Annotated in this window: 14 protein-coding genes; 13 read left to right on the top strand and 1 reads right to left on the bottom strand. The window is 51.6% G+C overall.

The annotated features are described in order from the left end of the window. Nucleotides 1-160 precede the first annotated feature (160 nt). From FJM65_RS15525 to FJM65_RS15585, 13 genes are all read left to right on the top strand, one after another. Complete coding sequence (locus FJM65_RS15525) at nucleotides 161-1543, top strand: sigma-54-dependent transcriptional regulator (RefSeq protein ID WP_140622464.1); 1383 nt, start codon at nucleotides 161-163, stop codon at nucleotides 1541-1543. After that, nucleotides 1527-2825, top strand: a complete 1299-nt coding sequence (locus tag FJM65_RS15530; protein ID WP_140622465.1) for a sensor histidine kinase — start codon at nucleotides 1527-1529, stop codon at nucleotides 2823-2825. The genes FJM65_RS15525 and FJM65_RS15530 overlap by 17 nt, the downstream gene beginning before the upstream one ends. Before the next feature lie 240 nt (nucleotides 2826-3065). Beyond that, entirely contained in the window at nucleotides 3066-3275 is a 210-nt protein-coding gene (locus FJM65_RS15535; protein WP_140622466.1) for a hypothetical protein, read from the top strand. 338 nt (nucleotides 3276-3613) lie between these two features. Continuing rightward, a complete protein-coding gene (locus FJM65_RS15540; RefSeq protein WP_140622467.1) occupies nucleotides 3614-4381 on the top strand; it encodes a polysaccharide biosynthesis/export family protein in 768 nt (255 codons plus the stop codon). A gap of 3 nt (nucleotides 4382-4384) precedes the next feature. Further along, nucleotides 4385-6754 (top strand): polysaccharide biosynthesis tyrosine autokinase, encoded by a 2370-nt coding sequence (locus tag FJM65_RS15545; RefSeq protein ID WP_140622468.1) that lies wholly within the window; start codon nucleotides 4385-4387, stop codon nucleotides 6752-6754. Nucleotides 6755-6832: 78 nt separating this feature from the next. Continuing rightward, nucleotides 6833-8359, top strand: coding sequence for a lipopolysaccharide biosynthesis protein (locus FJM65_RS15550; RefSeq protein WP_140622469.1), 1527 nt, complete (start codon nucleotides 6833-6835; stop codon nucleotides 8357-8359). 34 nt (nucleotides 8360-8393) lie between these two features. Beyond that, the gene (locus FJM65_RS15555) at nucleotides 8394-9593 is read left to right on the top strand and encodes a glycosyltransferase family 4 protein (protein WP_140622470.1); all 1200 of its coding nucleotides are present in this window, start codon (nucleotides 8394-8396) and stop codon (nucleotides 9591-9593) included. Nucleotides 9594-9613: 20 nt separating this feature from the next. Beyond that, complete coding sequence (locus FJM65_RS15560; protein ID WP_140622471.1) at nucleotides 9614-10915, top strand: O-antigen ligase family protein; 1302 nt, start codon at nucleotides 9614-9616, stop codon at nucleotides 10913-10915. A gap of 63 nt (nucleotides 10916-10978) precedes the next feature. Beyond that, on the top strand, nucleotides 10979-11914 hold the full coding sequence (locus tag FJM65_RS15565; RefSeq protein ID WP_140622472.1) for a nucleotide-diphospho-sugar transferase: 936 nt from the start codon (nucleotides 10979-10981) through the stop codon (nucleotides 11912-11914). Nucleotides 11915-11928: 14 nt separating this feature from the next. Further along, a complete protein-coding gene (locus FJM65_RS15570) occupies nucleotides 11929-13176 on the top strand; it encodes a glycosyltransferase family 4 protein (RefSeq protein ID WP_140622473.1) in 1248 nt (415 codons plus the stop codon). A 17-nt stretch (nucleotides 13177-13193) separates the two neighbouring features. Next, nucleotides 13194-14033, top strand: a complete 840-nt coding sequence (locus FJM65_RS15575; protein ID WP_140622474.1) for a glycosyltransferase family 2 protein — start codon at nucleotides 13194-13196, stop codon at nucleotides 14031-14033. Beyond that, nucleotides 14034-15284, top strand: a complete 1251-nt coding sequence (locus FJM65_RS15580) for a glycosyl hydrolase (RefSeq protein ID WP_239022981.1) — start codon at nucleotides 14034-14036, stop codon at nucleotides 15282-15284. A gap of 1018 nt (nucleotides 15285-16302) precedes the next feature. After that, nucleotides 16303-18750 carry a PA14 domain-containing protein gene (locus tag FJM65_RS15585; RefSeq protein WP_181163744.1) on the top strand — a complete coding sequence of 816 codons (2448 nt, stop codon included), beginning with the start codon at nucleotides 16303-16305 and terminating at the stop codon, nucleotides 18748-18750. Between the two features lie 78 nt (nucleotides 18751-18828). Here FJM65_RS15585 and FJM65_RS15590 read toward each other — a convergent pair whose 3' ends face one another. Then, nucleotides 18829-22383 carry a PQQ-dependent sugar dehydrogenase gene (locus tag FJM65_RS15590; protein WP_181163745.1) on the bottom strand — a complete coding sequence of 1185 codons (3555 nt, stop codon included), beginning with the start codon at nucleotides 22381-22383 and terminating at the stop codon, nucleotides 18829-18831. Nucleotides 22384-22571: the final 188 nt, after the last annotated feature.

A 22571-nucleotide genomic window follows, 5' to 3' on the forward strand; every position in this document is an offset into this window, starting at 1 on the left:
CAGTAGCTAGAAAGGATAGCTTGTGTCAAGCTGCAGGAAGCGGAGGCACAAGCGGACGCTTGCGCCAGGAACAGTATAAAGTATAGCCAAAGCAATCATCCCCCTTACCCACTACTTATTTATAACTCAAAATCTTATCTTTATACTTTAAACCCCAACCATGATCCTGATAATTGACGATGACATAGCAGTGCGTGCCTCTCTTGGCCTCTTGCTCAAACAGAACGGGTACAAGACCAAAGAGGCTGCCACCCCGCAGGAAGCGCTGCAACTGGCAGCGCAGCACTCGTTCGAGCTGGTCATCATGGACATGAACTTCTCCATCGACACCACCGGGCACGACGGGCTGGACCTACTGGGCAAATTCAAAGGTCTGTACCCCAAGCTGCCGGTTATACTTATCACGGGCTGGGGCTCTATTAGCCTGGCTGTTGAAGGAATGCGTTTGGGGGCTGCCGACTTCATAACCAAGCCCTGGAGCAACGAGTACCTGCTGCAGGCCGTGCGCACGGCCCTTAGTCTGTCGCAGGAACCGCAGGAGGAGACAAGCGGAGGGCTTAGCCGCAAAAAACTGGACCAGCAGTTTGACTTCGGCAACATCGTCGGGCAGGACCCGCAGCTGCTCCAGATCCTGAAAAAGATTGGCCAGATAGCGCCCACCGATGCCTCCGTACTGATCGAGGGCGAAAGCGGCACAGGTAAAGAATTGATTGCAGAGGCCATCCACCGCAACAGCCTGCGCAAAAGCCAGCCTTTTGTAAAAGTAAACCTCGGCGGCATCTCCTCCACCCTTTTCGAGAGCGAGATGTTTGGCCACAGGCGCGGTGCATTCACTGATGCCAAATCTGATAGAGTGGGCAGATTTGAGCTGGCCAACAAGGGCACTATCTTTCTGGATGAGATCGGTGAGCTGGACCTGAACAGCCAGGTGAAGCTGCTGCGCGTGCTGCAGGACCGCACCTACGAGGTCCTCGGCGACAGCCGCTCCCGCAAACTCGACATTCGGGTTGTCTGTGCCACGAACAAAAACCTGGCGAAGCTGGTGGAGGAAGGCAAGTTTCGGGAGGATTTATACTATAGGATCAACCTGATCAAAGTAAAGCTGCCCTCCCTGCACGAGCGCCCGGAGGATGTGCCGCTGCTGGTGCAGTACTTTGTGAGCAACCTCAAAAAGACCTATAACCATCCGGAGCTGGAAGTGAGCCAGCGGGCGCTGCAGTGGCTGAAGGAGCTGCCGCTGCCCGGCAACATCCGGGAACTGAAGAACCTGGTGGAACGTACGGTGCTGGTGGCGGAGCGGGACGTGCTGCAGGCCGAGGACTTCCAGGCGCAGGCGCAGCAAAGCCCCGCCAAGCCCGGTGACAAAAGCCTGCCCGCCGTAGGCACCATGACGCTGGAGGAAATAGAGGCTTCCATGATCAAAAAGTCGATGGACTTCTACCACAACAACATCAGCAAGGTGGCCCGCGCCCTGGGCCTGAGCCGCGCCGCCCTCTACCGCCGCCTCGACAAATTTAACATCCCGTATGACGCTGCGGACTAAATTCATACTTTTCGCCGTGTTTATACATGGCCTGCTGCTGGCGCTGGCTTTTTTCCTGCTGCAGCACAACAAGTTCATGTTCCTGGGCATGGAGCTGCTGATCATCATTTCGGCGTTTGTTTCCTTTCAGCTGTACCGCTCTTTTTTTAAGCCGCTGCTGCTCATCCGGGCGGGTATAGAGGCCATCCGCGACAAGGATTTTTCCACCAAGTTCATGGCCGTGGGGCAGCAGGACCTGGATGAGCTGGTGAACGTGTACAACCGCATGATAGACCAGCTACGGCACGAGCGCGTGGCACAGGCCGAGAAGCACTTCCTGCTGGACAAGCTCATCCAGGCCTCCCCTGCCGGCATCATACTGTTGGGCTTCGACAACCAGGTGGAAAGTATAAACCCGGCAGCAGAGCGCTTTCTGGGGCAGGCAGCTCCTTCACTTATAGGCAAGCACGTTAGTCAGCTGCCCGAAACCTGGGCGAGAGAACTTAAAGACCTGCCTACAGGCCAGTCTACCACCTTCCGCATCAGCGGCATCTGGACCTACCGCTGCCACCGTGCCCACTTCCTGGACCGTGGTTTCCAGCATTATTTTATACTTATCGAGGAGCTCACGGAGGCCATACTTCAGAACGAGCGGCAGGCTTACGAGAAAGTGATCCGGGTGATGTCGCATGAGGTGAACAATACTACCGGAGCCATCAACTCCATACTCGGCTCGCTTGGATTCTATACTGCCCAGCTGCGGCCCGAGGACCAGGAGGATTTTACGCATGTGCTGCAGGTGGCCACGGACCGTAACACCAACCTGAGCCGCTTTATGGCCAACTTTGCCGAAGTGGTGCGGCTGCCGAAGCCCCGAAAAACGCCAACGGATGTGCACCTCCTGCTGCAAAACCTGCAACGCCTGCTAAGGCCTGAGCTGCAGCGCCGGCATATTCAGCTGCGGTGGCAGCTGGCAGCCGAGCCGCTTGTTGTAGAACTGGACGTACAGCAGCTGGAGCAGGTGCTACTCAATATTCTTAAAAACGCGATGGAGGCCATTGGCTCTGATGGGGAGATTACCGTTGCCACTGCCGCCAGCCCGGCCCAACTCAGCATCACCGACTCCGGGGGCGGCATACCGGCAGAGGTGCAGGCCAACCTGTTCACGCCATTTTATACTACCAAAGCCAAAGGCCAGGGCATCGGCTTAACCATGGTGCGCGACATTCTGGTAAATCACGGGTTCGGCTTCTCGCTCACCTCCGAAAACAGCCAGCATACCACCTTCCGGATCAGGTTCTAATTGCACTTACCCGGCAATACTCTTTTAAAACATATACAGCATTGGCTAAGCTTCATTATAATTAGCTAATACGAATGTTTTTTTCAGACTCCTTGCAATAATACGGAGGAATAAAACTTTTCCTGCTTTAGCAATTGATTTAAAAAGAAAACAACCCTATTGTTAACATTTTCGTAGCACGGGCATACAACCTATGTTTTTTGTTTTTATATTGTATCTATACTTTTAGCCAAAGTGAAGATGGAATACAATATTGTGATTGCGCCGGATCTGGAAGGTCTGGCAACGGAGGTGGCAGGATTTCTGCCGCAGGGTTGGAGATTAAAAGGCGGTATTGTGGAGTACGGCAACAGCTACGCACAGCAGCTGATTCGGCACCCGAAAGATGCCATCCGCCTGCCACAGCGCAGGCAGCCCGCCAAGCAAAGGCGCACCAAATGGATTGAATAACTTTCTATAGCCTATTACCCAACTTTTAGCCGCTAAAGCCACTTTCAGGCGCTTGTAAAAAGCTCTGAAAGTGGCTTTTTCTTTGCCCCCTCCCCCCGCACCTCTTGGTCCTGCCCGGGCTTGTTGCACTATGCAAACCCAAAGCTTCATTTAAGCAAGCCTCCTGACAAATATCCAAAAAATTGAGCCTAATCGGTATCCTTTTATACAAGTAGAAGTATATATGCCTGAACCGGACTACCGGTACAGGCAATTCACATTAAATAGAAACCCAAATTAAACGTGCTTCCGGAAGCGTTCTTTTCTATTTACCGGAAGTTCACCCTTAACCCTTTACTATGAGAAATCTATTATACTTTCTCCTGCTCTTGCTATGCGCCAGCTCCTGCGTTTCTAAAAAGGAGCTTGTGTACATACAGAACTCCAAGCTGAAAGAGAACGTCCCGACAGATTTTCAAACCCGCTACTCCGTCTACAAGCTGCAACCCAACGATGTGCTCTCGGTAAAAGTGCTGAGCGTGGACCCGGACATGTCTAACATGTTCAACATCATCAACCCCACCAATGCCTTTGGCGTTTCGGACCCGGGCAGCATGTACCTGAGCGGCTACACCGTAGACCAGGAAGGATTTATCACCCTGCCTACCGTGGGCAAACTGAAGGTAACCGGCCTTACAACCGGCCAAACGCGGGAGCTGGTGCAGCAGAACCTGGATCGCTACATTACCGACGCAACGGTGGTGGTGAAGCTCATCAGCTTTAAGATAAGCGTGCTGGGCGAGGTGCGCAACCCGGGATATTTCCACATCTACAACGAGCAGGCCAACCTGCTGGAGGGACTTAGTATGGCCGGAGGCTTGCAGCAGGGTGCCAACCGCGGCAACATAAAAATTATCCGCCAGAAAGGCAGCGGCCAGTCTGAAGTCGTGTTGCTAGACCTCAAGGACCCGAACCTCGTACAATCTCAATACTATTACCTCATGCCCAACGATGTAGTGTATGTAGAGCCGTTAAAGACACAGCTTAAGCGCGATAACCTGGTAGTGTGGAATGCAGTGCTAGGCGTTATCTCAACCGGGGCGTTATTGTACAATTTGTTTAAGTAACACATGAAAAGAAATAAACAGGAGCATCAAATAGACTTAAAGAGCTGGTTTTTCAAGTTTAAGTCTAAATGGTATTTGTTTGCGATTTGCGCTCTACTAGCAGTTGCGGCCGGCTATGTATACGTTAAAACCTCTCCCCGCATCTTCCAGTTCCAGTCTACGCTGCTCCTCGGCGATCAGCAGACGGGCTCTAAAAAAGCACAGGAGCTGCTGGAGGTGCTGGATGTACAGAGCCGCGGCATTAAAGTAGAAGACGAAATTGGCCTCCTGCAGTCTGCCGACATGATAAAGCAGGCGCTGCAGAAACTTGACTTTACGGTAGCCTACTATAAAGTAACGGACCACTGGCTGAACAACATCAGCGACATGGTGGTGGAGGAACAGTATGAGACCGCCCCTTACGAGGTGGAGCTGGATACCAGCCGCATGCAACTGGTGGATGTGCCGATTAAGGTGCGCCCGCTGGATAAAAACACCTTCGAGCTTACGGTGGAGGCCGAGAACGTGCCGCGCTACGATTTCAAGTCTAACGCTGTGGTGGGCTCCGTGCCTAAGCTCAGCTTTAAGAAAACACTGAACTACGGCGAGCCATACCAGGACGAGAACATGAGCCTGACCATCAACCGCGCTGACGTGGAAGACACTCCGGGCAAAGAGTATTACTTTGTCATCAACAGCCTGGAAAGCCTGATAAAGCAGCAGCAGGGCTCCCTGGAGATAGCGCCTATCGACAGAGAGGCGCGCGTGCTGGTGCTCAAGAGCAAAGGCAGCATTCCGGACAAGCAGGTGGCTTTCCTGAACACGCTGATGGCTGAGTACGTGGCCAACGACCTGAAGGAGAAGAACGAGAACGGCCTGAAGACGCTGGAGTTTATCGACAGCCAACTGGCTGGCATCACCGACTCGCTGCGCCAGAGCAAGCAGGCCTTGTCCTCTTTCCGCTCCAACAACCGTATTGCCAACATCAACGTGCAGTCCAACATCAACTACGAAAAACTCTCGCAGCTGGAAATGGAGCGCGCACGCCTGAACACGGATAAGACATACTATGAGAATATTCTGGACCAGATAAAGAACGGCAACGGTATTGCGCAGTCTGTGTCGCCGACAGTGGGCGGTATCCAGAGCCCTATTCTGAATAACCTGTTCCTGCAGCTGGCCGAGCTCAACCAGAAGAAGGCCGGCTACAGAACCACTGCCACCGAAGACAACCCGATGCTGCGCAAGATCGAGAGCGAGATCACGAACACGCGTCACGCGATTGAGGCCAACCTGCAGAACCTGATCGAATCAGCGGATATTTCTATTGCCAACGTGAACGAGCGTATCGGCAAGATAGAAGGAACCCTGGCCCGCCTGCCTGAAAACGAGCGCAAGCTGATGGACCTGCAGAGCCAGACGGAGTTCATCGACAAAAAGTATGACTTCCTGCTGGAGAAGCGCGCCGAGGCGGCCATTACGCTGGCCACCAACGCCACAGACAAGAAGATCGTGGACAAGGCCTCGATGGTGGGCACTACGCCTGTCAACGTAAAGCCGAAGATGATTTACCTGTTGGCCCTGTTGATCGGGTTGGCCATACCGGCAGGCTTTATCGTGCTGATGTCTAATGTGGACAGCACCATACAGGGTAAGGAAGACTTGAGCAAGATCACCAATGTTCCGTTTTTGGGCGTGGTGGCCCATGGCTCCAAGTCAGACAAGCTGGCCGTGATGAACAACCAGCGCTCTGCCATTGCCGAGTCGTTCAGGTCTCTCCGCATCAATCTCCAATACCTGATGGCAGATTCAGGCTTCCGGGTAATTGGCGTTACCTCGTCTATTTCCGGCGAAGGAAAGACTTTCTGCTCGGTGAACCTGAGCTCTGAGCTGGCTATGTCGGGCAAGCGGGTGGTGCTGATAGAGTCGGATATGCGCAAGCCTACTTTTAGCAAGTACTTTCCGGTGGCAGAGTCGGTTGGACTGTCTTCGTTCCTGATGCAGGGACTGCCGTTAGAGGAAGTGGTGCAGAAAACCAACCTGGACAACTTGGACATTATACCTTGCGGCCCGATTCCGCAGAATGCGCTGCACCTGCTGGAGATGCCGAAGATGCAGGAGCTCCTGAGCCTGCTGAAAGAAAAGTATGATTACGTAGTGATTGACACGCCGCCAATCGGGTACGTGTCGGAATACTTCGTGCTGATGCGCCACATGGACGTGAACCTGTACGTGGTGAAGCACAAGTATACCAACAAAGACATGCTGACGCAGATAAATGAGCTATACAACGCCAAGCGGGTCAAAAACATTTACATGATCATCAACGACCTGAACTACAACAAAACCTACGAGTACAGCTACAAGAAAAAGGCGAAGTACTACTACGCGTAGGCAACCCTTACTAAATTATAACAGCGGGTGCAGCCTTAGCTGCTGCACCCGATCTGCTACTATATTACGGAATTACAGATGAGTAAAAATTTAGCCTCCAAAGCTGCCAGCGGCCTGAAGTGGGGATCGGTCTCTACCATAGCCAACGCAGTGATGCAGATTGGCTACACCTCGGCGATGGCACGCCTGCTGGCACCGGAGGCTTTCGGCCTGGTGGCTATTTCAGGCGTCATCATCCGGTTTGGCAGTTATTTTGCCAATATGGGTCTTACCAAGGCAATTGTGCAGAAGGAGGAGTTGGAGCCTCAGCATATTAGGGCAGCCTTTACCGCATCTGCCAGCCTGGGCCTGCTTTTCACGTTCCTAACATTTTTACTGGCCCCGCTTGCCGCCGATTTTTTTGAAAACCCTGACGTCACACCGATTGTGCAGGTTATGTCGCTGGCGTTCCTGATAAGCGGCCTTTCCATTACCTCTGTCAGCCTGCTGGAGCGCGAAATGAAATTCAAGCTATTAAGCATTATTGAGATGGTGGCCTACGTGCTCTCTTATATTGTAGCTGGCATTGTACTGGCATATCTCAACTTTGGCGTATGGAGCTTGATTATTGCAACACTCCTGCAGATGACCATTTCTGCCATTGGTGCCTATGTGGTGGTACGCCACAATGTGCTGCTGCAGTTTCGGCTGGAACCATACAAGCCACTGTTCAGCTACGGCAGTCGCATGTCGTTCATCAGTTTTCTGGAGTTCCTGAGCCAGGAGTTCGGCACCATACTTATAGGCCGCGTGCTGGGCTCTCATAAGCTGGGTATTTATAACCGTGCTTACATGTTGGTAAACCTGCCGATGTACATGCTCACGCGCACATTCACCAAAGTAGTGTTCCCGAGTTTCAGCAAGATACAGAACGACATTCAGAAACTAGGAAAGATATACTTATCAAGCATAACCTTGTTGGCAGCCATTGTTATTCCGGCCTGTATGGGCATCTCGGTGGCCGCACCGGAGCTGGTCCGTATTGTGCTGGGCGAGCAGTGGGGAGAGTCGGTACCGGTGCTGCAGGTGCTGAGCCTGGCCCTCTCTCTGAGCTTTATTACCATGTTTGCGGGCATTGTGTGCGATGCCAAGGCTGTACTTAATGTAAAGATCGTGCTCAATATTGTGTTTATACTTGTTATTGGCAGCTTGTTTTACCTGCTGCGCGAATATGGACTGGTGGGGTTTGCATTTGCGGTGCTCGTTGGCGAGTTGGCGCGCATGCTTATGTACCAGCGTGTTATGCACAACGTGCTGGAGCTGTCTTACAGCCAGCAGTTGGCCATATACCTGCCTGGCCTGCTGAACGGTGTATTAGTGGCTGCGGGCATTTACCTGGTTAGCGCGCTGTTGCGTAGCGCCGATGCGCCGGTTGCGCTTACGTTTGCGGCTCAGGCACTAACAGGGGCTGTGCTACTGGCAGTGCTTACGCTCTTGTTCCCGCACAAGCTGCTACGCGCTGAACTACAGATGATATTTGACAGAATGGGCCTTAACGGCAACGGCAACAGTGCCTTAAGCCGTATGGTACATAAGTACAGATCCTCCATACTTAAAGAAGCATAGTAAGCTTCTGAAAAATTTTTAACCTGATTTACCCATGACCATAGGAGTATGTGCACCCGTTGATATTAAGATGCTGAACTGGGAGCTGGCTGACACAGACTTACCTGAGACGCATGCTGTTCCGCTTTCTACTAATTTCGTGAACGGCCTGTTGGAACGTGGCTTTAAAGTAATCGTCTACACCAACTCACCGGACATCCAGGAGCCCAAAGTATACCAGACCGAGCAACTGACCGTGTGCGTTGGCCGCATGAAACCGCAGCCCGGCCGCCGCTTTTTCCTTTTCGAGATAAATGACATGGCCCGGCTTATTAAACAGCACCCTGCCGATTTTATCAGTGCCTTCTGGTCTTATGAATATGCCTGGGCGGCACAGAAAGCGGGTATTCCGATGGTAGTGAGCTTGCACGATGTGGCCCTGCAGATCCTGCTGAACCATAAAGATATGTTTCGGCTGGTGCGGTGGGCCATGAACTATGTAGTAGTTACGCGAGCATCGCATATCATAGCTAACTCTGATTATACTTATAACATGCTGGACCGCGGCACCCGCCGCAAATCCCGCGTGATCAACAACTTCTTTCCGCCCGACCTGGAGAGTATGGTTGCCCCGCAGAAAGAGAAGGGCAATTACATTGTGTCGGTGCTGATGGGCTTCTCGCACAGGAAAAATGTGGAGACTGCCCTGAAAGCCTTTGCAAAAGTTCGCAAGAAAAACCCTGCCCTGGAGTATCACCTGGTAGGTGCCGAAATGGAGATGAACGGACTGGCCCACCAGTATGCCCGCGAAAATGGGCTGGATGAGGGCGTGAAATTTCTGGGGCAGATGCCTTTTAAGCAGGTAATGGACCAGATAGCCGGCGCTAAGGCTTTGCTGCACCCTGCACGGGAAGAGTCCTTTGGGATGGTGCTGCTAGAGGCCATGGTAGCCCGCACCGCTGTTATCGGCGGCAAGAACAGCGGCTATGTACCTACCCTGCTTGACAATGGCAACACAGGCCTGCTGTGCGACGTAGAGTCGCCGGATTCAATTGCCGGAGCCATACTGCAGGTGGTGGAGGACGATAAACTACGGGCGCAGTTGGAGGAACGAGGTTATAATTTCGCGCAGGAAAACTACTCTGCCGACGCCATTATACAGCAGCACCTGGATTATTATGCCACTATACTGGGCAAACCACTTGTACCTACTTTACTTAAACGTAAAGCAAAGGCAAGCGAAGCCGCAGCTTAAAAACACGATTTGCAAAGCGCATGAAACTGAATTATACTTTTCTGTTCATCATCCCGCTGGCCCTCATCTTGATCATGGATCAGATGTTTCTAGAACTCGCGGCACCGGATAACCCCGACCAACAGGGCATGATTCTGAGCCTGGTTGTAAAGGCTATGGCTGTTGTGTCGATAGCATACTGTGTCCTGTTCTACCAGCGGATGTCGAACTATATGCGGTTTGCCTTTTTCCTGCTGATGCTTTACATAGGTGCGCTGGTTTTTGAGTCGAAGTATGTATATGGCTCATTTATGGTATATCCGCACGTGTTTGTAAAGGTGCTGCAGTTTGCCTACACCTACTTTGTCTATACGTATTACAAGCGGAACTACCACCTGAAGACCAGCCATGTAACATGGTTCATACTTTTAGGCTTTTGCTTGAATGTGCTGCTCATAAATCCCCATACGCTCAGCCTTTCGGCCTTTACAAACCATGAACGGGGGGTATACTCCACCTCAGTATACATGCTGGTGGTGCCCTTTTTGTATTTCCTGAGCAATTACTTCTACAAAGGCAAATTCATGAGCCTTTTCTGGTCGCTCTTTGTGCTGTTCCTTATCTTCTTTTTCCAGCACCGTACCGTTTGGATCTCCACTGCCTTTGTACTGTTGGTATACTACTTCCTGATTCAGTTTAAAACTGATAAGCCTATTAACTTTGTAGCGAAACTATTGCCTATCGGCACAGTGCTGGGCATTCTGGGGGTGGTAACCAGTGGATTTATACTTTCGATACACCCGGAGATCATTGAGAAAGTGCAGGAGAGCTTTTCGGACATCGAGAACTTTGAGAGCCAGGGCACTGGCGGGTGGCGTTACCAGCAGTGGATGTCTTACCTTCCCTATATACAAGACCACTTTTTAACGGGCATGCGCTTTGAGGGCTTTGAGCTCCCAATTCAGTTCTACCGCGACGACCTGGACGCACCGGTGTTTGAAGACGGCAACGGCCACCATTTCCACAGCTTTTATGTAGAGATCTTCTTTTATACCGGCTTAATCGGTTTTATACTTTATTTGCTTATCAGCCTATACCCTATTATAAAAGCATTCAGGAGCCGCGTACTGACGATTAACCAGATAATGCTGGTAGCCTTTGTTAGCAGTGGCTTTGTGTTCGGTATTTCTTACGTGTTGCCTGTTTTTTTCTACGGAGTCCTGGGCTGGGCCATCGCTGCCGTAGAGGTAGAGAAGGTAATGTACCCAAGCTTTATCCACGAGTCGGGCCAACGCATGCGGGCCCGACGGCACCAAGCCCGGCATGCGCTACAAAGTCTTTAAATCTTACAAAACCTCCTACTAAGAATAGTAGTACAAGTATATATCTTAACCCTTATCACTTGTATGAGTACCATTATACCGCAAGAACCACTGCACACTCCGGTGTTGCTGATCATATTTAACCGCGCCCATACCACACAAAAAGTTTTCGATCGCATCCGGCAGGTAAAGCCCAAGAAGCTGTACGTTGCCGCCGACGGACCGAGGCCCCATGTGGCCACCGATGCCGAGCGCTGCGCCGAGACCCGCCGCATTGTGGAGCAGGTAGACTGGGACTGCGAGGTGAAGACGCTGTTCCAGGAGCAGAACCTGGGCTGTGGCATAGCTCCGGCTACGTCCATCTCCTGGCTTTTTGAGAACGAGGAGACGGGCATTATTCTGGAGGATGACTGTGTGCCTTCCAAAAGCTTTTTCTGGTTTTGCCAGGAGGTGCTGGAGAAGTATAAGCACGACACCCGCGTGATGCACATCAGCGGCAACAACTACCTGAACGGCTGGCGAAGAGACAACGACTACTCGTATTACTTCTCGGACAAGGTAAATGCCTGGGGGTGGGCCACCTGGCGCCGCGCCTGGCAGCTCTTCGATTTCCACATCCCCACTTACTCAGAGCTGAAACAGAAAGGCTACCTGAACGGCATCTTCCTGAACAAACTGGAAGAAAAATACAGACTTGGCCAATTGGAGAAAACGTATGCCAATATACAAAAAGGCGATGTGTGGGATTACCAGTGGGAATTTACCGTATACAGCAACTCCGGCCTTTGCGTGATACCGGAAGTGAACCTGGTGCGCAACATCGGCTTCGGTGAGGACGCTACCCATACTTTTAACTTGCACGATAAAAACGCCTTTGTGCAGGAGAAAGAGATCGCCTTCCCGCTGCGTCACCCGCGCTTCGTGCTGCGGGATATCGAATCCGACAAGAGAAACTTTAATTACCTGATTAAAAACAAGGTGAGCTCTAAGCTGAAAGCCTTGTTCAATTTTAGCCTGTAACGGCCACACAACCTATGAAATTACTTTTATCAGCGTACGCCTTAGAACCAAACCGTGGCACTGAACTGGGCAACGGCTGGAACTGGGCGCTTAACACCGCCAAACTCGGGCACGAAGTATGGTGCCTGACCACGGTGGAGGGCCGGGAAAGTATAGAAAAGGAAGTGGAGCGGCTGGCCCTGCCCAACCTGCACATCGTGTTTGTGGAGCTCCCGGCCTGGGTAGATAAACTGTTTGAGTACCACTTGGGCTTTTACCCGCACTACATGTACTGGCAGCACGGCGCCTATCAAAAGGCAAAGGAGCTGGACGAAAAGATCAACTTCGACCTGGTGCACCATGTTACCATCGGCAGTCTGCAGATGGGCACCGCGCTGTGGCGCCTGAACAAGCCGCTGATCTTCGGCCCTACCGGCGGAGGACAGGAAGCACCAAGCGCCCTTAAAAAGTACTTCTACAGCGGCTGGAAGACAGAGATCATGCGCAAAGTGATCAGCGAGCTGCTGCTGGCCCTGAACCCGAACGCGCGCAAAGCCATGCAGCACGCCTCGCTGGTGCTCACCACCAACCAGGACACCTATGACATGGCCCAGCGCATCGGCGCCCTCAACCCGAAGATGTTCCTGGATACCAGTCTGCCCGAGGATTTTTACCCTGAGGCATACCCCGAGCGCATCCCCGACGAGACACTGAAGATCCTGTGGGTGGGCCGGCTGTTTGCGCGCAAAGGCTTGCCGCTGGTGCTGGATGCCCTGAGTAAAGTGCGCCCGGACGTAAAGTATGAACTGACCATATTGGGGGATGGCCCGATGCACGACTATGTGCCGCGCTGGATAGATGAGTATAAACTGCACGGGAAAGTGAACTGGAAAGGCCAGGTGCCGTGGGATGAGGTGAAACGCGCCTACACCGGCAGCGACCTTTTCCTGTTCTGCAGCCTCCGCGACTCCAGCGCCGCCCAGTTTCTGGAGGCCATGGCCTATGGCTTGCCGATCATCACCCTGGACCTGCACGGGGCGAAGAACCTGGTGCCCGACGATGCCGGTATAAAAGTGCCAGTGAGCACTGCAAAAGAGACCGTGAAAGCCATTGCCGCTGCCGTGGAGAAGTTATACGACCAACCCCTGCTGCGCCGCCAGATGGGCACGAACGGCTATAAATTCTCCAAATCCCAGACCTGGACCAAAAAGACACAACACATCAACGAGTTTTACAGTAAGTATACCCAGGCCAAGCCTGCCGAACTAACCGTTCAACCTTAGAATAGCCCTTAATACCTATGTTATACATTGTTATACCTGTTTTTAACAGAAAGAATTTCACCAGAGAATGCCTGCTCTCCTTAAAGAGAGGCACCAACCAGAACTATAAAGTAATAGTGGTGGACGATGGCTCCACCGACGGCACCGCCGATATGCTGCGCGAGGAATTTCCGGAGGTAGAAGTGCTCTTCGGAGACGGAAATCTCTTCTGGACCGCCAGCGTGAACATGGGCATCAAGCACGCCCTGCAGCAAGGCGCCGATTATGTGATGACGCTGAACAACGACCTGGAGGTAGCCGAGGATTACATCGAAAACACCTATAAGCGGATGGCAGAGAAGCCAAACGCCGTGATCGGTGCTTTGGAGATGGACGCAAACACCCGCGAGCCTGCTTTTGGCGGCGAGATCGTGGATTTTAAACTCAACAAGGTGCGCCACCTGCTGCAGGAGCTGCCGAAAGAGCAACAGGTGGGTCTGCATGCCGTGTCGCAGTTACCAGGCCGGGGCTTGCTTGTGCCGCGTGCCGTGTTCGAGAAGGTCGGCCTGCTGGACCAGGACCGCTTCCCGCACTACGTTGCCGACTACGACTTTACCCACACTGCCCTGCGCAACGGCTTTGAGCTGTACGTGAACTACGACGCCAAACTTTATACTTACCCGGAGGAGAGCGGCGAGCGCAAAAACCGCCAGAGCAAATCGCTGCAGAACTTCTACAAGCACCTGTTCGACATCAAGGGCGGCGGCAACCTGCGCGACTTTACACGATTTACTTTGAAGAACTGCCCTCCACCGTATATCCCATACTACCTGGCAAATGGCTACGCCCGCCGCATTTTCGGGTATATGCTGAAATAGATGCAGCAAAACGCAAGTATAAAAGCCACTTCCCGCCGCCGCAGCCATACACTGCTGGTAAGCCGGAAGTGGCTTTTTGCTTTGGCGGCAACTGCACTGGTGGCACTGGCCATACTTAGCCTGATGCGTGTGCTGCACTTTTCGCCCCACGCCGCCTCCCCAACTTTTAACGGCCCCCTCATCATCACCAAAGGCGGCACCTACAGCGGCAGCTGGGAATCGAGGGACTCGGAGGTGCCGGCTGTGGAGGTACGGACAAGCGAACCGGTGATCATTGAGGACTCAAAGATAAGAGGAGCCGGCTTCCTGATCCGCAGCCAGGGCTATGGTGCCGACATCACCGTGCGCAACACCACAGGGCATGGCCTCCCTCCTACGCCCTACAGCGATTACGCCAAGCCGCGCCGCTTTCTGGCTGTGGATGTTTTCAGGAATGTGGTGGTGGAGAACTGTTATCTGGAGAAAACAGCCGGTATTTACTTAGGAGTAGAATATACCGGCAATGGCAGCCCCGGTCAAAGTATAAAGATCCGCTACAACAAGGTGCGCAACATTACCGGCGAAGTATACCAGGGGAAGGAACTGGTGCAGTTTGTACAGTTTAACTACCGTGGCGAGGTACCCCATGCCGAGATCGCCTGGAACGAGGTCATAAACGAGCCGGGAGCCTCTGCCGTGGAGGACAACATCAACATCTACAACTCCAGGGGCACAACTGATTCTCCCATCCGCATCCACAACAACTATATTCAGGGGGCCTTCCCGAACCCGCTGCATCTCACCGAGTACTCCGGCGGCGGCATCCTCACCGACTCCCCCGGCACCGACTCGCTGGAAGCCACGGCTTATGTTAAAGTATACGAGAACCAACTGGTGGGCCTTGGCAACTACTGCCTGGGCATAGCGGGTGGCAACCACATCGAGATGCACCACAACCAGGCTGTGGTGGCGGCACAGTTCCCTGATGGTGAGCCCTACCACTTCTGGACCAGCGGCATCTGGGCCAAGGACTACTATAAGACGGGCAACACCTTTAACAACAGCATGCATCACAACACGCTGGCCGTGCTGGGCAGGAACCGAGACTGGCGCAACGAGATTTTCGACAGCACCTTTGCCGCGGCAGATGAGTTTGCCAATTCTATACTTCCGGATAGTATAACCAGACGCTTAGAAGATGCTGAATTTATACTTTGGCAAGAGAAACTACGCGATCAAAGAATAAATATAGGGCCTGTTTCTACTATATAACACAGGCTAATTCCCCAAACTGTGGAATTCTAACCTTCCTGTACGCTCCCCATTCTTACTTTTCACATCATCTCCTGCTCAAGTGTAGAATTATTCCACACTACAAAAATACAATCCCAAAAAGCCAAATTCATTAAATAATATAAATATCGTAAACATCTAATATTTATATTATCCTCAACAAATACTATCCCCTATTCAACTTTAACAAAAACCATACTTTCAGTTACCACCTTCTTAGTAGCGGTTGCTAAACCATAAATTGTATAATATAAAAATAACAAGAAAGTTGCTAAAAGCGTAACCTTATCAAAAGCATCCATACGCTAATTTAAAGATGATTTTGCCTTACAAAACGGTGTAATAGCATTGTACTATTACCTTATACATATAATTTTTTTCAGCTTTTTAGAGTAAATATTATGAATTGTAAAACATTCCTCTCTATATTTGCAGCAGTTCATAATTGAATTTTTAGCCACTTAAACACAAACAGGAGACGACTCCTAAAGACCGGAAAAATCTAATAAACAGCATAAAAGCCAAAGGATGCTGATAGATTTTTAAAGAGAACAAAACATTAAAAAATCAAATTTTCAACTTTTAGCCAAAGGAAATGAACACAAAACCTTCTAACCTGAGCAAGATGGCAGGTAGAGCACTGGTAGCTCAACTGTTTGCCTTTATTTTGTTCGTGCTTCTTCCTTCATTAGTACACGCACAAACTTACAGTGGTCCTCTAGTGATCACGAAAGGTGGAACTTACAGTGGCAACTGGGAGTCTAAAGACTCAGAAGTGGCCGCCGTGGAAATCCGGACAAGCGAGCCGGTAGTTATCGAAAACTCGAATATCAGAGGAGCCGGCTACTTAATTAAAAGCTGGGGGTATTCAGTTAACTTAACTGTTCGCCATACAAAAGGATATGGTTTGACTCAAACACCGTGGAAAGATTATAAAAAGCCGCGCCGCTTCATTACCGTAAACAATTTTCAGAACCTGGTTGTGGAAAATTGCTATATGGAAAGCACTGCAGGCATATATGCCGGTACACGCTACGAAGGCGACAACTCTTCTGCAGAGGGTATAAAAATCCGCTATAACGTAGCCAAAAATATAGATGGCCGCGTGTATGGTGGCGATAGGGAGCATTCTCAGTTTGTGCAGTTCAACTTTAAAGGAGCGATCAAGCACGCTGAAGTTGCCTGGAACCAAGTTATGAACGAGGCTGATAAGTCATTGGTAGAAGACAACATTAACATCTACAACACACGCGGTGTTTCTGGTTCACCTATCCGTATCCACAACAACTATATTCAGGGAGCTTACCCAGCCCCTGCCAACGGAACTAAATACTCTGGTGGAGGTATCATCACTGACGGCGACGCCGACATCAATAACTGCCCAGCCTATATCGAGGCTTACGAAAACCAACTGGTTGGATTGGGCAATTACTCTATGGGTATTGCAGGAGGTAATAACATCCGCTACCACCATAACAGAGCGGTTAACGCTGCCACTTTTGACAACGGCACGAAGTACAGCATGTATACTTCAGGACTGTGGAGCAAGGACTACTACAACCAGAACACTACATTTGCAAATTCTGTGGATAACAACGTAGTAGGTATTGTAGCCTGGGGCTACAACAACAACCGTAACGATGTATCAGTAGCCGAAAACGCCGACTTTACAAATAATACTTTCTTGCCAAACCCAATTAGCAAGCAGTCTGAGAAGGATGAGTATAGCATGTGGCAAAGCAAACTGAGCAAGAACGGCATTGTGTTAGGTCCGAACGGATCAGGCAGCGCTGCCCCTGCCAACCAGGCTCCTTCGGTAGCTATCACTTCCCCTTCTTCCAATGCAACTATAGCTTATGGTGCTACTGTTGCTATCAATGCAAACGCTTCTGATGCTGATGGTTCTATCTCAAAGGTTGAGTTTTACCAAGGTACTGTAAAGCTAGGCGAAGACACCAATGCTCCTTACAGCTTCTCGTGGAATAACGTTGCCGCCGGAACTTACTCATTAACCGCCAAGGCGTATGACAATGTCGGCGCATCAAAGACTTCATCTGCTATAAGCATCAATATTGAAGCTCAAGTTCAGGCGGAAGAAGAGCCTGTTGCCTCTGCACCGAGCGAAAGCACTACATCGGGATCAACTACAGGCACAGGAAATATCACACATGAATTTTGGGCCAATGTACATGGCTCAGGTGTAAGCGTAATTCCAGTGACAACAGCCCCAACAAGCACAGCTAAACTGACCCTGTTCGAGGCTCCTAGCGGTAAAGGCGATAACTTCGGTCAGCGTATCCGCGGCTACGTTACGGCTCCGGAGTCAGGACAGTACACCTTCTGGATCGCGGGAGATGACCAGGCTGAGCTTTACCTAAGCTCTTCTGAAGACCCTGCCGGCAAGAAGAAGATTGCCTATACTACAAGCTGGACAAGCGCACGTGAGTGGACAAAGCACCAGACACAACAGTCTGCCAAAGTTACCCTGGAGGCCGGTAAGCGCTACTACATTGAAGCACTGAGCAAGCAGGAAGGCGGCGGAGACAACCTGGCCGTGGGATGGCAGCTACCTAACGGCGCCAAAGAACTACCGATAGCTGGTAATAGGCTGTCTGAAATTGGAAGCAAAGCCCCTGTAACAGAATACATTACAGTTGCTGCGACAGGCAAAATTATACTGGAGAAGTGGAACAGTGTGCACGGTTCGGATGTGAGCGTGATCCCAGTAAAAGACACTCCAAGCAGCACAAAAGAGCTGACGCTTTTCGAAGCCCCTTCTAACACAGGCGACAACTACGGTCAGCGCATCCGAGGCTATGTTACGGCTCCAGAGTCAGGCCAGTACACCTTCTGGATCGCGGCAGATGATAAAGCGGAGCTTTACCTGAGCTCATCTGAGGACCCTGCCGGCAAGAAAAAGATTGCCTATGCAAGCGACTGGACTAATTCTCGTGAATGGAACAAACGCACTGGTCAGCAGTCTGCCAAGGTTACGCTGGAGGCCGGTAAGCGCTACTACATTGAGGCCCTTCACCTGGAAGGCGGCGGCGGAGACAACCTGGCCGTGGGATGGCAGCTGCCAAGCGGCGCTAAAGAACTGCCAATGGCTGGCAAGCACCTGTCTCCTTTCGGACAGTCAATCGAGAGTATTTCAGCCATGCAAGTTTCTGAAACCGCTGACTCTGATGCCTTCTTCAAAACTGCCACAGCTTACCCTAACCCGTTCCGTGACATGGTAACATTGGACCTAGGTGACAAGCAAGTTGAGCTAGCCGAGGTGGCAGTACTGGACCAGACGGGCCGCGTAGTGTACAAAGAAACCAAGCTGGACCTGGTGAACAATAAACTGTCGATGGACCTGAGTGACCTGAAGACTGGCTTGTATATCCTGAAGTACACGGACAAGGCAGGCAAGACCGACAGCATCAAAATCATGAAAGAGTAGAAAGCATCACAACTTTTAGCCAATAAAGAAAAGGTCCTGCAAAATTGCAGGACCTTTTCTTTTATATACTACCACACTTTATCGCGCTATCAGTACCTTTTGGCTCAGTTTTCTTTCCGGTGAGTAGAGCAAGAGGTTGTATAGGCCGGTTGCAAGCTGCTCGTTTGGCTCCAGACTCAGGTAGATTGTACCGTCAGGCTGGGCCGTAACCTTCTGTTGCAGCACGGTTCTGCCAGTGATGTCTACCAACGTAAGAGTTGTCTCCTCCACCGGCTCAAGTCCAACTACCACAATGTTTAGCTGGAGGCCAACGTTCGGGTTCGGGTAAACATCAAATTTGCCGGCAAAGGTCTGGTTATCGGTGATGCCTAGTGGCGCTTGGCCACAAAGTGTGCCGCTGCCTCCGTTATAGCTGTCTTTTACCTCATCGCTGCTGACTGCACGGCTATAGACCTTCACTTCATCCAGGGCGCCGGTATAATGGAAGCCTCCTGAGCGGTTTAGGTAACCAATGTTAACAGCTGCCTCATCTGCAAAGTCATTGTCATAGTGCACTTGGGCCTCTTCAATCATCACACCGTCAACAAAGAGCCTGTTCATGTTCGTCTCGCTATCGCGCACAGCCATGATATAGTGCCAATTGCCGTCGTTCAGCTCCGGGCCGGTGCCGCCAATCTCAACACCTGCGTGGGTGGCATCTTTTAAGGCAAACCTGGCATGCCCTTCCGGGTTTACGCCAATCCACCAATGCACCCCTGAGTCTGTGGAAGTGGCATCGCGTCCGATCAGCACCATATTACCGCTAATGTCTGCATCTGTTTTCATCCAAAGGCCTATGCTGAAGCTGGCGTCTGAAGCCCAGTTGAAAGTGGACACATTCGCATAATCCATGCCTGTATCTGTTCCGTTGAACTGCTGCGCTCCTCCAAACAGCCCCTCCGCCAGTGTCTGCGGGCAGGTAGTGCACGCGGCCTTGGCAGAAGTAGCAATGTCCATAAATCCGCCGTCCTCCGGCTCATCCATGTCGAAGTAGTGCGCCAGCCCTGGCAAGCAGTCTGACAGGTCTGCAGCAGGTCCGCTGCCTGTGCCGCCATCGCCTACCACGACCTTCACCGCCTCCGACTCCGCGCTATGTCCGTCTACGTCCGTAGCCTTGGCTTTGATGTTGTAGGTGCCTGCAGGTGCGTTTTCCCAAGTATAACTGAACGGGCTCTCCTCCACGGTAGCGATCAGGCTGGAGCCGTTATAGTAATCCACCGATGCCCAGTTACGGGTTTCATCCGCGAAAGAGACAGTGAGTTCAATGGGCTCTCCCTCTTCAAAAGTAGCGTTGTTGGCTGGTGAGGCCACAGACACAGCCGCCACAATGCCATCGCTGCAGTCAGGATAAACATCCACGTAATCAGTGGCAGAAAGTCCTCCCGGGTCTGTTACGGTTAAGGTAAAGCGATAGAAATAGGTATCGCCGTCGCAACCCACCGCGGCAATGGTCGCCGATGCTTCATGGTCTGTAATAGCCGGCTCAGGGTGCGAGTGCGTGTTGTGGTGCAGTGCCACGACCCATTCATACGATAGGTTTTCGTCTGCATCTTCCTTGTCGGTCACTTCGGCTTTCAAGTTATAGGTGCTCTGCTGGTTCATCGGGTATTGCGCTCCTTCTTCGGGGCTTACAATGTTTACCACTGGCGGAGTGTTGTTCAGGTTGATCTCCAGCTTTGCCTTTGAGCTCAGCCCCTCAGGATCAGTTACGGTCAGCACCACCTCAAAGGTCTGCAGTCCTTCAGCGGTATACGTATGGCTAGGGTTAGCTTCAGTGGACTTCTCAGAGCCATCGCCGAAATCCCAAGAGTAGGTAAGCTTGGCTTCTTCCGGATCGGTGGAGCCACTGCCCGTGAAGTTGACAATCAGCGGGCTAGTGCCATACTCTTTGTCAGCTTCAGCCACTGCCTTGGGCGGCATGTTACCCTCGTAGTAATTCACCTTCATGATCTGAGAGCCGTAGTTGATGTAATACAGCTCCCCGGTGGATGGATCCTGGGCAAAAGCCGTTACGGTGGCTCCCTCGTCTATAAAGTTTCGGATGGCAGTGGGTTTGTTGTTCTCATCGAACTCCAGTACTTTAATCCAGCCGGCGCCATAGTCACCAAAGAAGTATACATTTTGATATTCTGCCGGCAGGTTGCCTCCGGAGTACCAGATACCACCCGTAGAGGAGCTGCCGTAAAATGGCTCTCCCGTTACCGGTGAGCCTGGCTCTCCTACTTTTACAACGGCCGCCTCTTCACCGTTAAAGGTCCCGGTTCTGGTTAACGGCATTGGTGGCGTAGGGTCGGTTACGGCAGCATTGGCCCAATCAATGGCTGGCCTGGAGTGCACAAAAGTATGTACATCATCAGGTATAGGCACGTTCCAGTTGCAGAAATTACCAAAGTATGGCGCCTCAGTTGCTTTCGGCTGCTGTATCAGTTCGTTAAAGTAAAATGTCTTGCGGTCGCAGTTGCCTTCGCCGTAAAGCGGGTTCGGGATATCCGGAGTCGGTACGCTGGTGCCATCATAGTACCAGGACTGTTTCTCAAAACCTTCGTAAAGAGGCCAGCCAAAGTTCATACCTCCCTGGGTAGCCACGTTGATCTCCTCCCAGTCCTGCCAGCCTACATCACCAATATATAAATCACCGGGATGGTCGCCGCCACCCGTACCGGGACGAATTGTGAAGCGGAAAGGATTACGAAGACCCAATTCCCATACCCTGGACTCAGCGGCGCGTGGATCGGCGCTATTATAGAACGGGTTAGACGGTAGGCCATCTCCCGTATTCGGGTCGATGCGCAGGATCTTGCCGTTTAGCGAGTTGACCTGCTGTGCCCGGAAAGCGCCTACATTGTTCACCTCCGCCAGTATGCCATCCTGCAGGGCCTGCTCTACAAAGTTGTCTGTTTTTTGGTTGGGCACCCAGCCCGTGTCCTGCCCGTTGGCTGTCGCACCGTCGCCTATTGAAACCAGCAGCGACCCGTCTTCCCCGAACATCAGGGTACCGATGCCGTGCGACACGTAAAGAATGGGGATACCCGTCGACACAGATTCCCCGATCAGCACTTTGCGGCTCGACATATCGGTACTCAACCCATCTTCACGCACTTTATAACGCGCTACACGGGCAATGGTGGCCTCGTTATACTCGTTTTTAGCAGCGCTGTAGCCTCCTTTGCCAAAGTTCATCAGGTGGTGGCGGTCCACCACGTACAGAAGGTAGATGTACCGGTTGCTCTCGAAGTTCGGGTCCAGCGTGAAGCCCAGTAAGCCATGGTCGCCCCAGTTGCCTACTTCTTCGCTGATATCCAGAAGCGGTTCCGACAGCTTTTCGCCATCCTCCACAATCCATACTTTACCGCCTTTTTCCCAGACGTACATGCGGTCGCCGTCTTTAGAGAACGTAAGGCCAACGGCAGCGTCCCATTCACCGCCTACGGGCTCTTCCACAAAGCCATCTGGCTGCGCCTGCAACTGCTGCGGCAGCATTAAAACCGCAGTCATCAGCAACAGCACGAGCATGCCGCGGCACGACCGGGTATGCTCACGCCAATACATCAAGAGTGAAGCGTTACTTCTCCACGCTTTGTAAAGTTCTTTCATAAGAAATAAAAGTTTTAAACATGGTTCGATAGATGGAGATACTCCCACAGGGAGCAATCCTACCATTCAGGAAAAGAAAAAATACGTGCAGCTGCCCCCTGCTTAGGGCTACTGCGGTGGTAGACCTAGATACGTGGTTATAGTGCTATAGTTCTATATTTTGCACTAAAAAATAAGCGAGGGCGTGA

Origin of the sequence: Pontibacter mangrovi (genome assembly GCF_006385705.1) — a bacterium.
Taxonomy (GTDB): domain Bacteria; phylum Bacteroidota; class Bacteroidia; order Cytophagales; family Hymenobacteraceae; genus Pontibacter; species Pontibacter mangrovi.

What these genes read in the sequence shown, in the direction of transcription:
- FJM65_RS15525 (WP_140622464.1), top strand. Translation starts at nt 161, where the DNA reads ATGATCCTGATAATTGACGATGACATAGCAGTGCGTGCCTCTCTTGGC.
- FJM65_RS15530 (WP_140622465.1), top strand. Translation starts at nt 1,527, where the DNA reads ATGACGCTGCGGACTAAATTCATACTTTTCGCCGTGTTTATACATGGC.
- FJM65_RS15535 (WP_140622466.1), top strand. Translation starts at nt 3,066, where the DNA reads ATGGAATACAATATTGTGATTGCGCCGGATCTGGAAGGTCTGGCAACG.
- FJM65_RS15540 (WP_140622467.1), top strand. Translation starts at nt 3,614, where the DNA reads ATGAGAAATCTATTATACTTTCTCCTGCTCTTGCTATGCGCCAGCTCC.
- FJM65_RS15545 (WP_140622468.1), top strand. Translation starts at nt 4,385, where the DNA reads ATGAAAAGAAATAAACAGGAGCATCAAATAGACTTAAAGAGCTGGTTT.
- FJM65_RS15550 (WP_140622469.1), top strand. Translation starts at nt 6,833, where the DNA reads ATGAGTAAAAATTTAGCCTCCAAAGCTGCCAGCGGCCTGAAGTGGGGA.
- FJM65_RS15555 (WP_140622470.1), top strand. Translation starts at nt 8,394, where the DNA reads ATGACCATAGGAGTATGTGCACCCGTTGATATTAAGATGCTGAACTGG.
- FJM65_RS15560 (WP_140622471.1), top strand. Translation starts at nt 9,614, where the DNA reads ATGAAACTGAATTATACTTTTCTGTTCATCATCCCGCTGGCCCTCATC.
- FJM65_RS15565 (WP_140622472.1), top strand. Translation starts at nt 10,979, where the DNA reads ATGAGTACCATTATACCGCAAGAACCACTGCACACTCCGGTGTTGCTG.
- FJM65_RS15570 (WP_140622473.1), top strand. Translation starts at nt 11,929, where the DNA reads ATGAAATTACTTTTATCAGCGTACGCCTTAGAACCAAACCGTGGCACT.
- FJM65_RS15575 (WP_140622474.1), top strand. Translation starts at nt 13,194, where the DNA reads ATGTTATACATTGTTATACCTGTTTTTAACAGAAAGAATTTCACCAGA.
- FJM65_RS15580 (WP_239022981.1), top strand. Translation starts at nt 14,034, where the DNA reads ATGCAGCAAAACGCAAGTATAAAAGCCACTTCCCGCCGCCGCAGCCAT.
- FJM65_RS15585 (WP_181163744.1), top strand. Translation starts at nt 16,303, where the DNA reads ATGGAAAGCACTGCAGGCATATATGCCGGTACACGCTACGAAGGCGAC.
- FJM65_RS15590 (WP_181163745.1), bottom strand. Translation starts at nt 22,383, where the DNA reads ATGAAAGAACTTTACAAAGCGTGGAGAAGTAACGCTTCACTCTTGATG.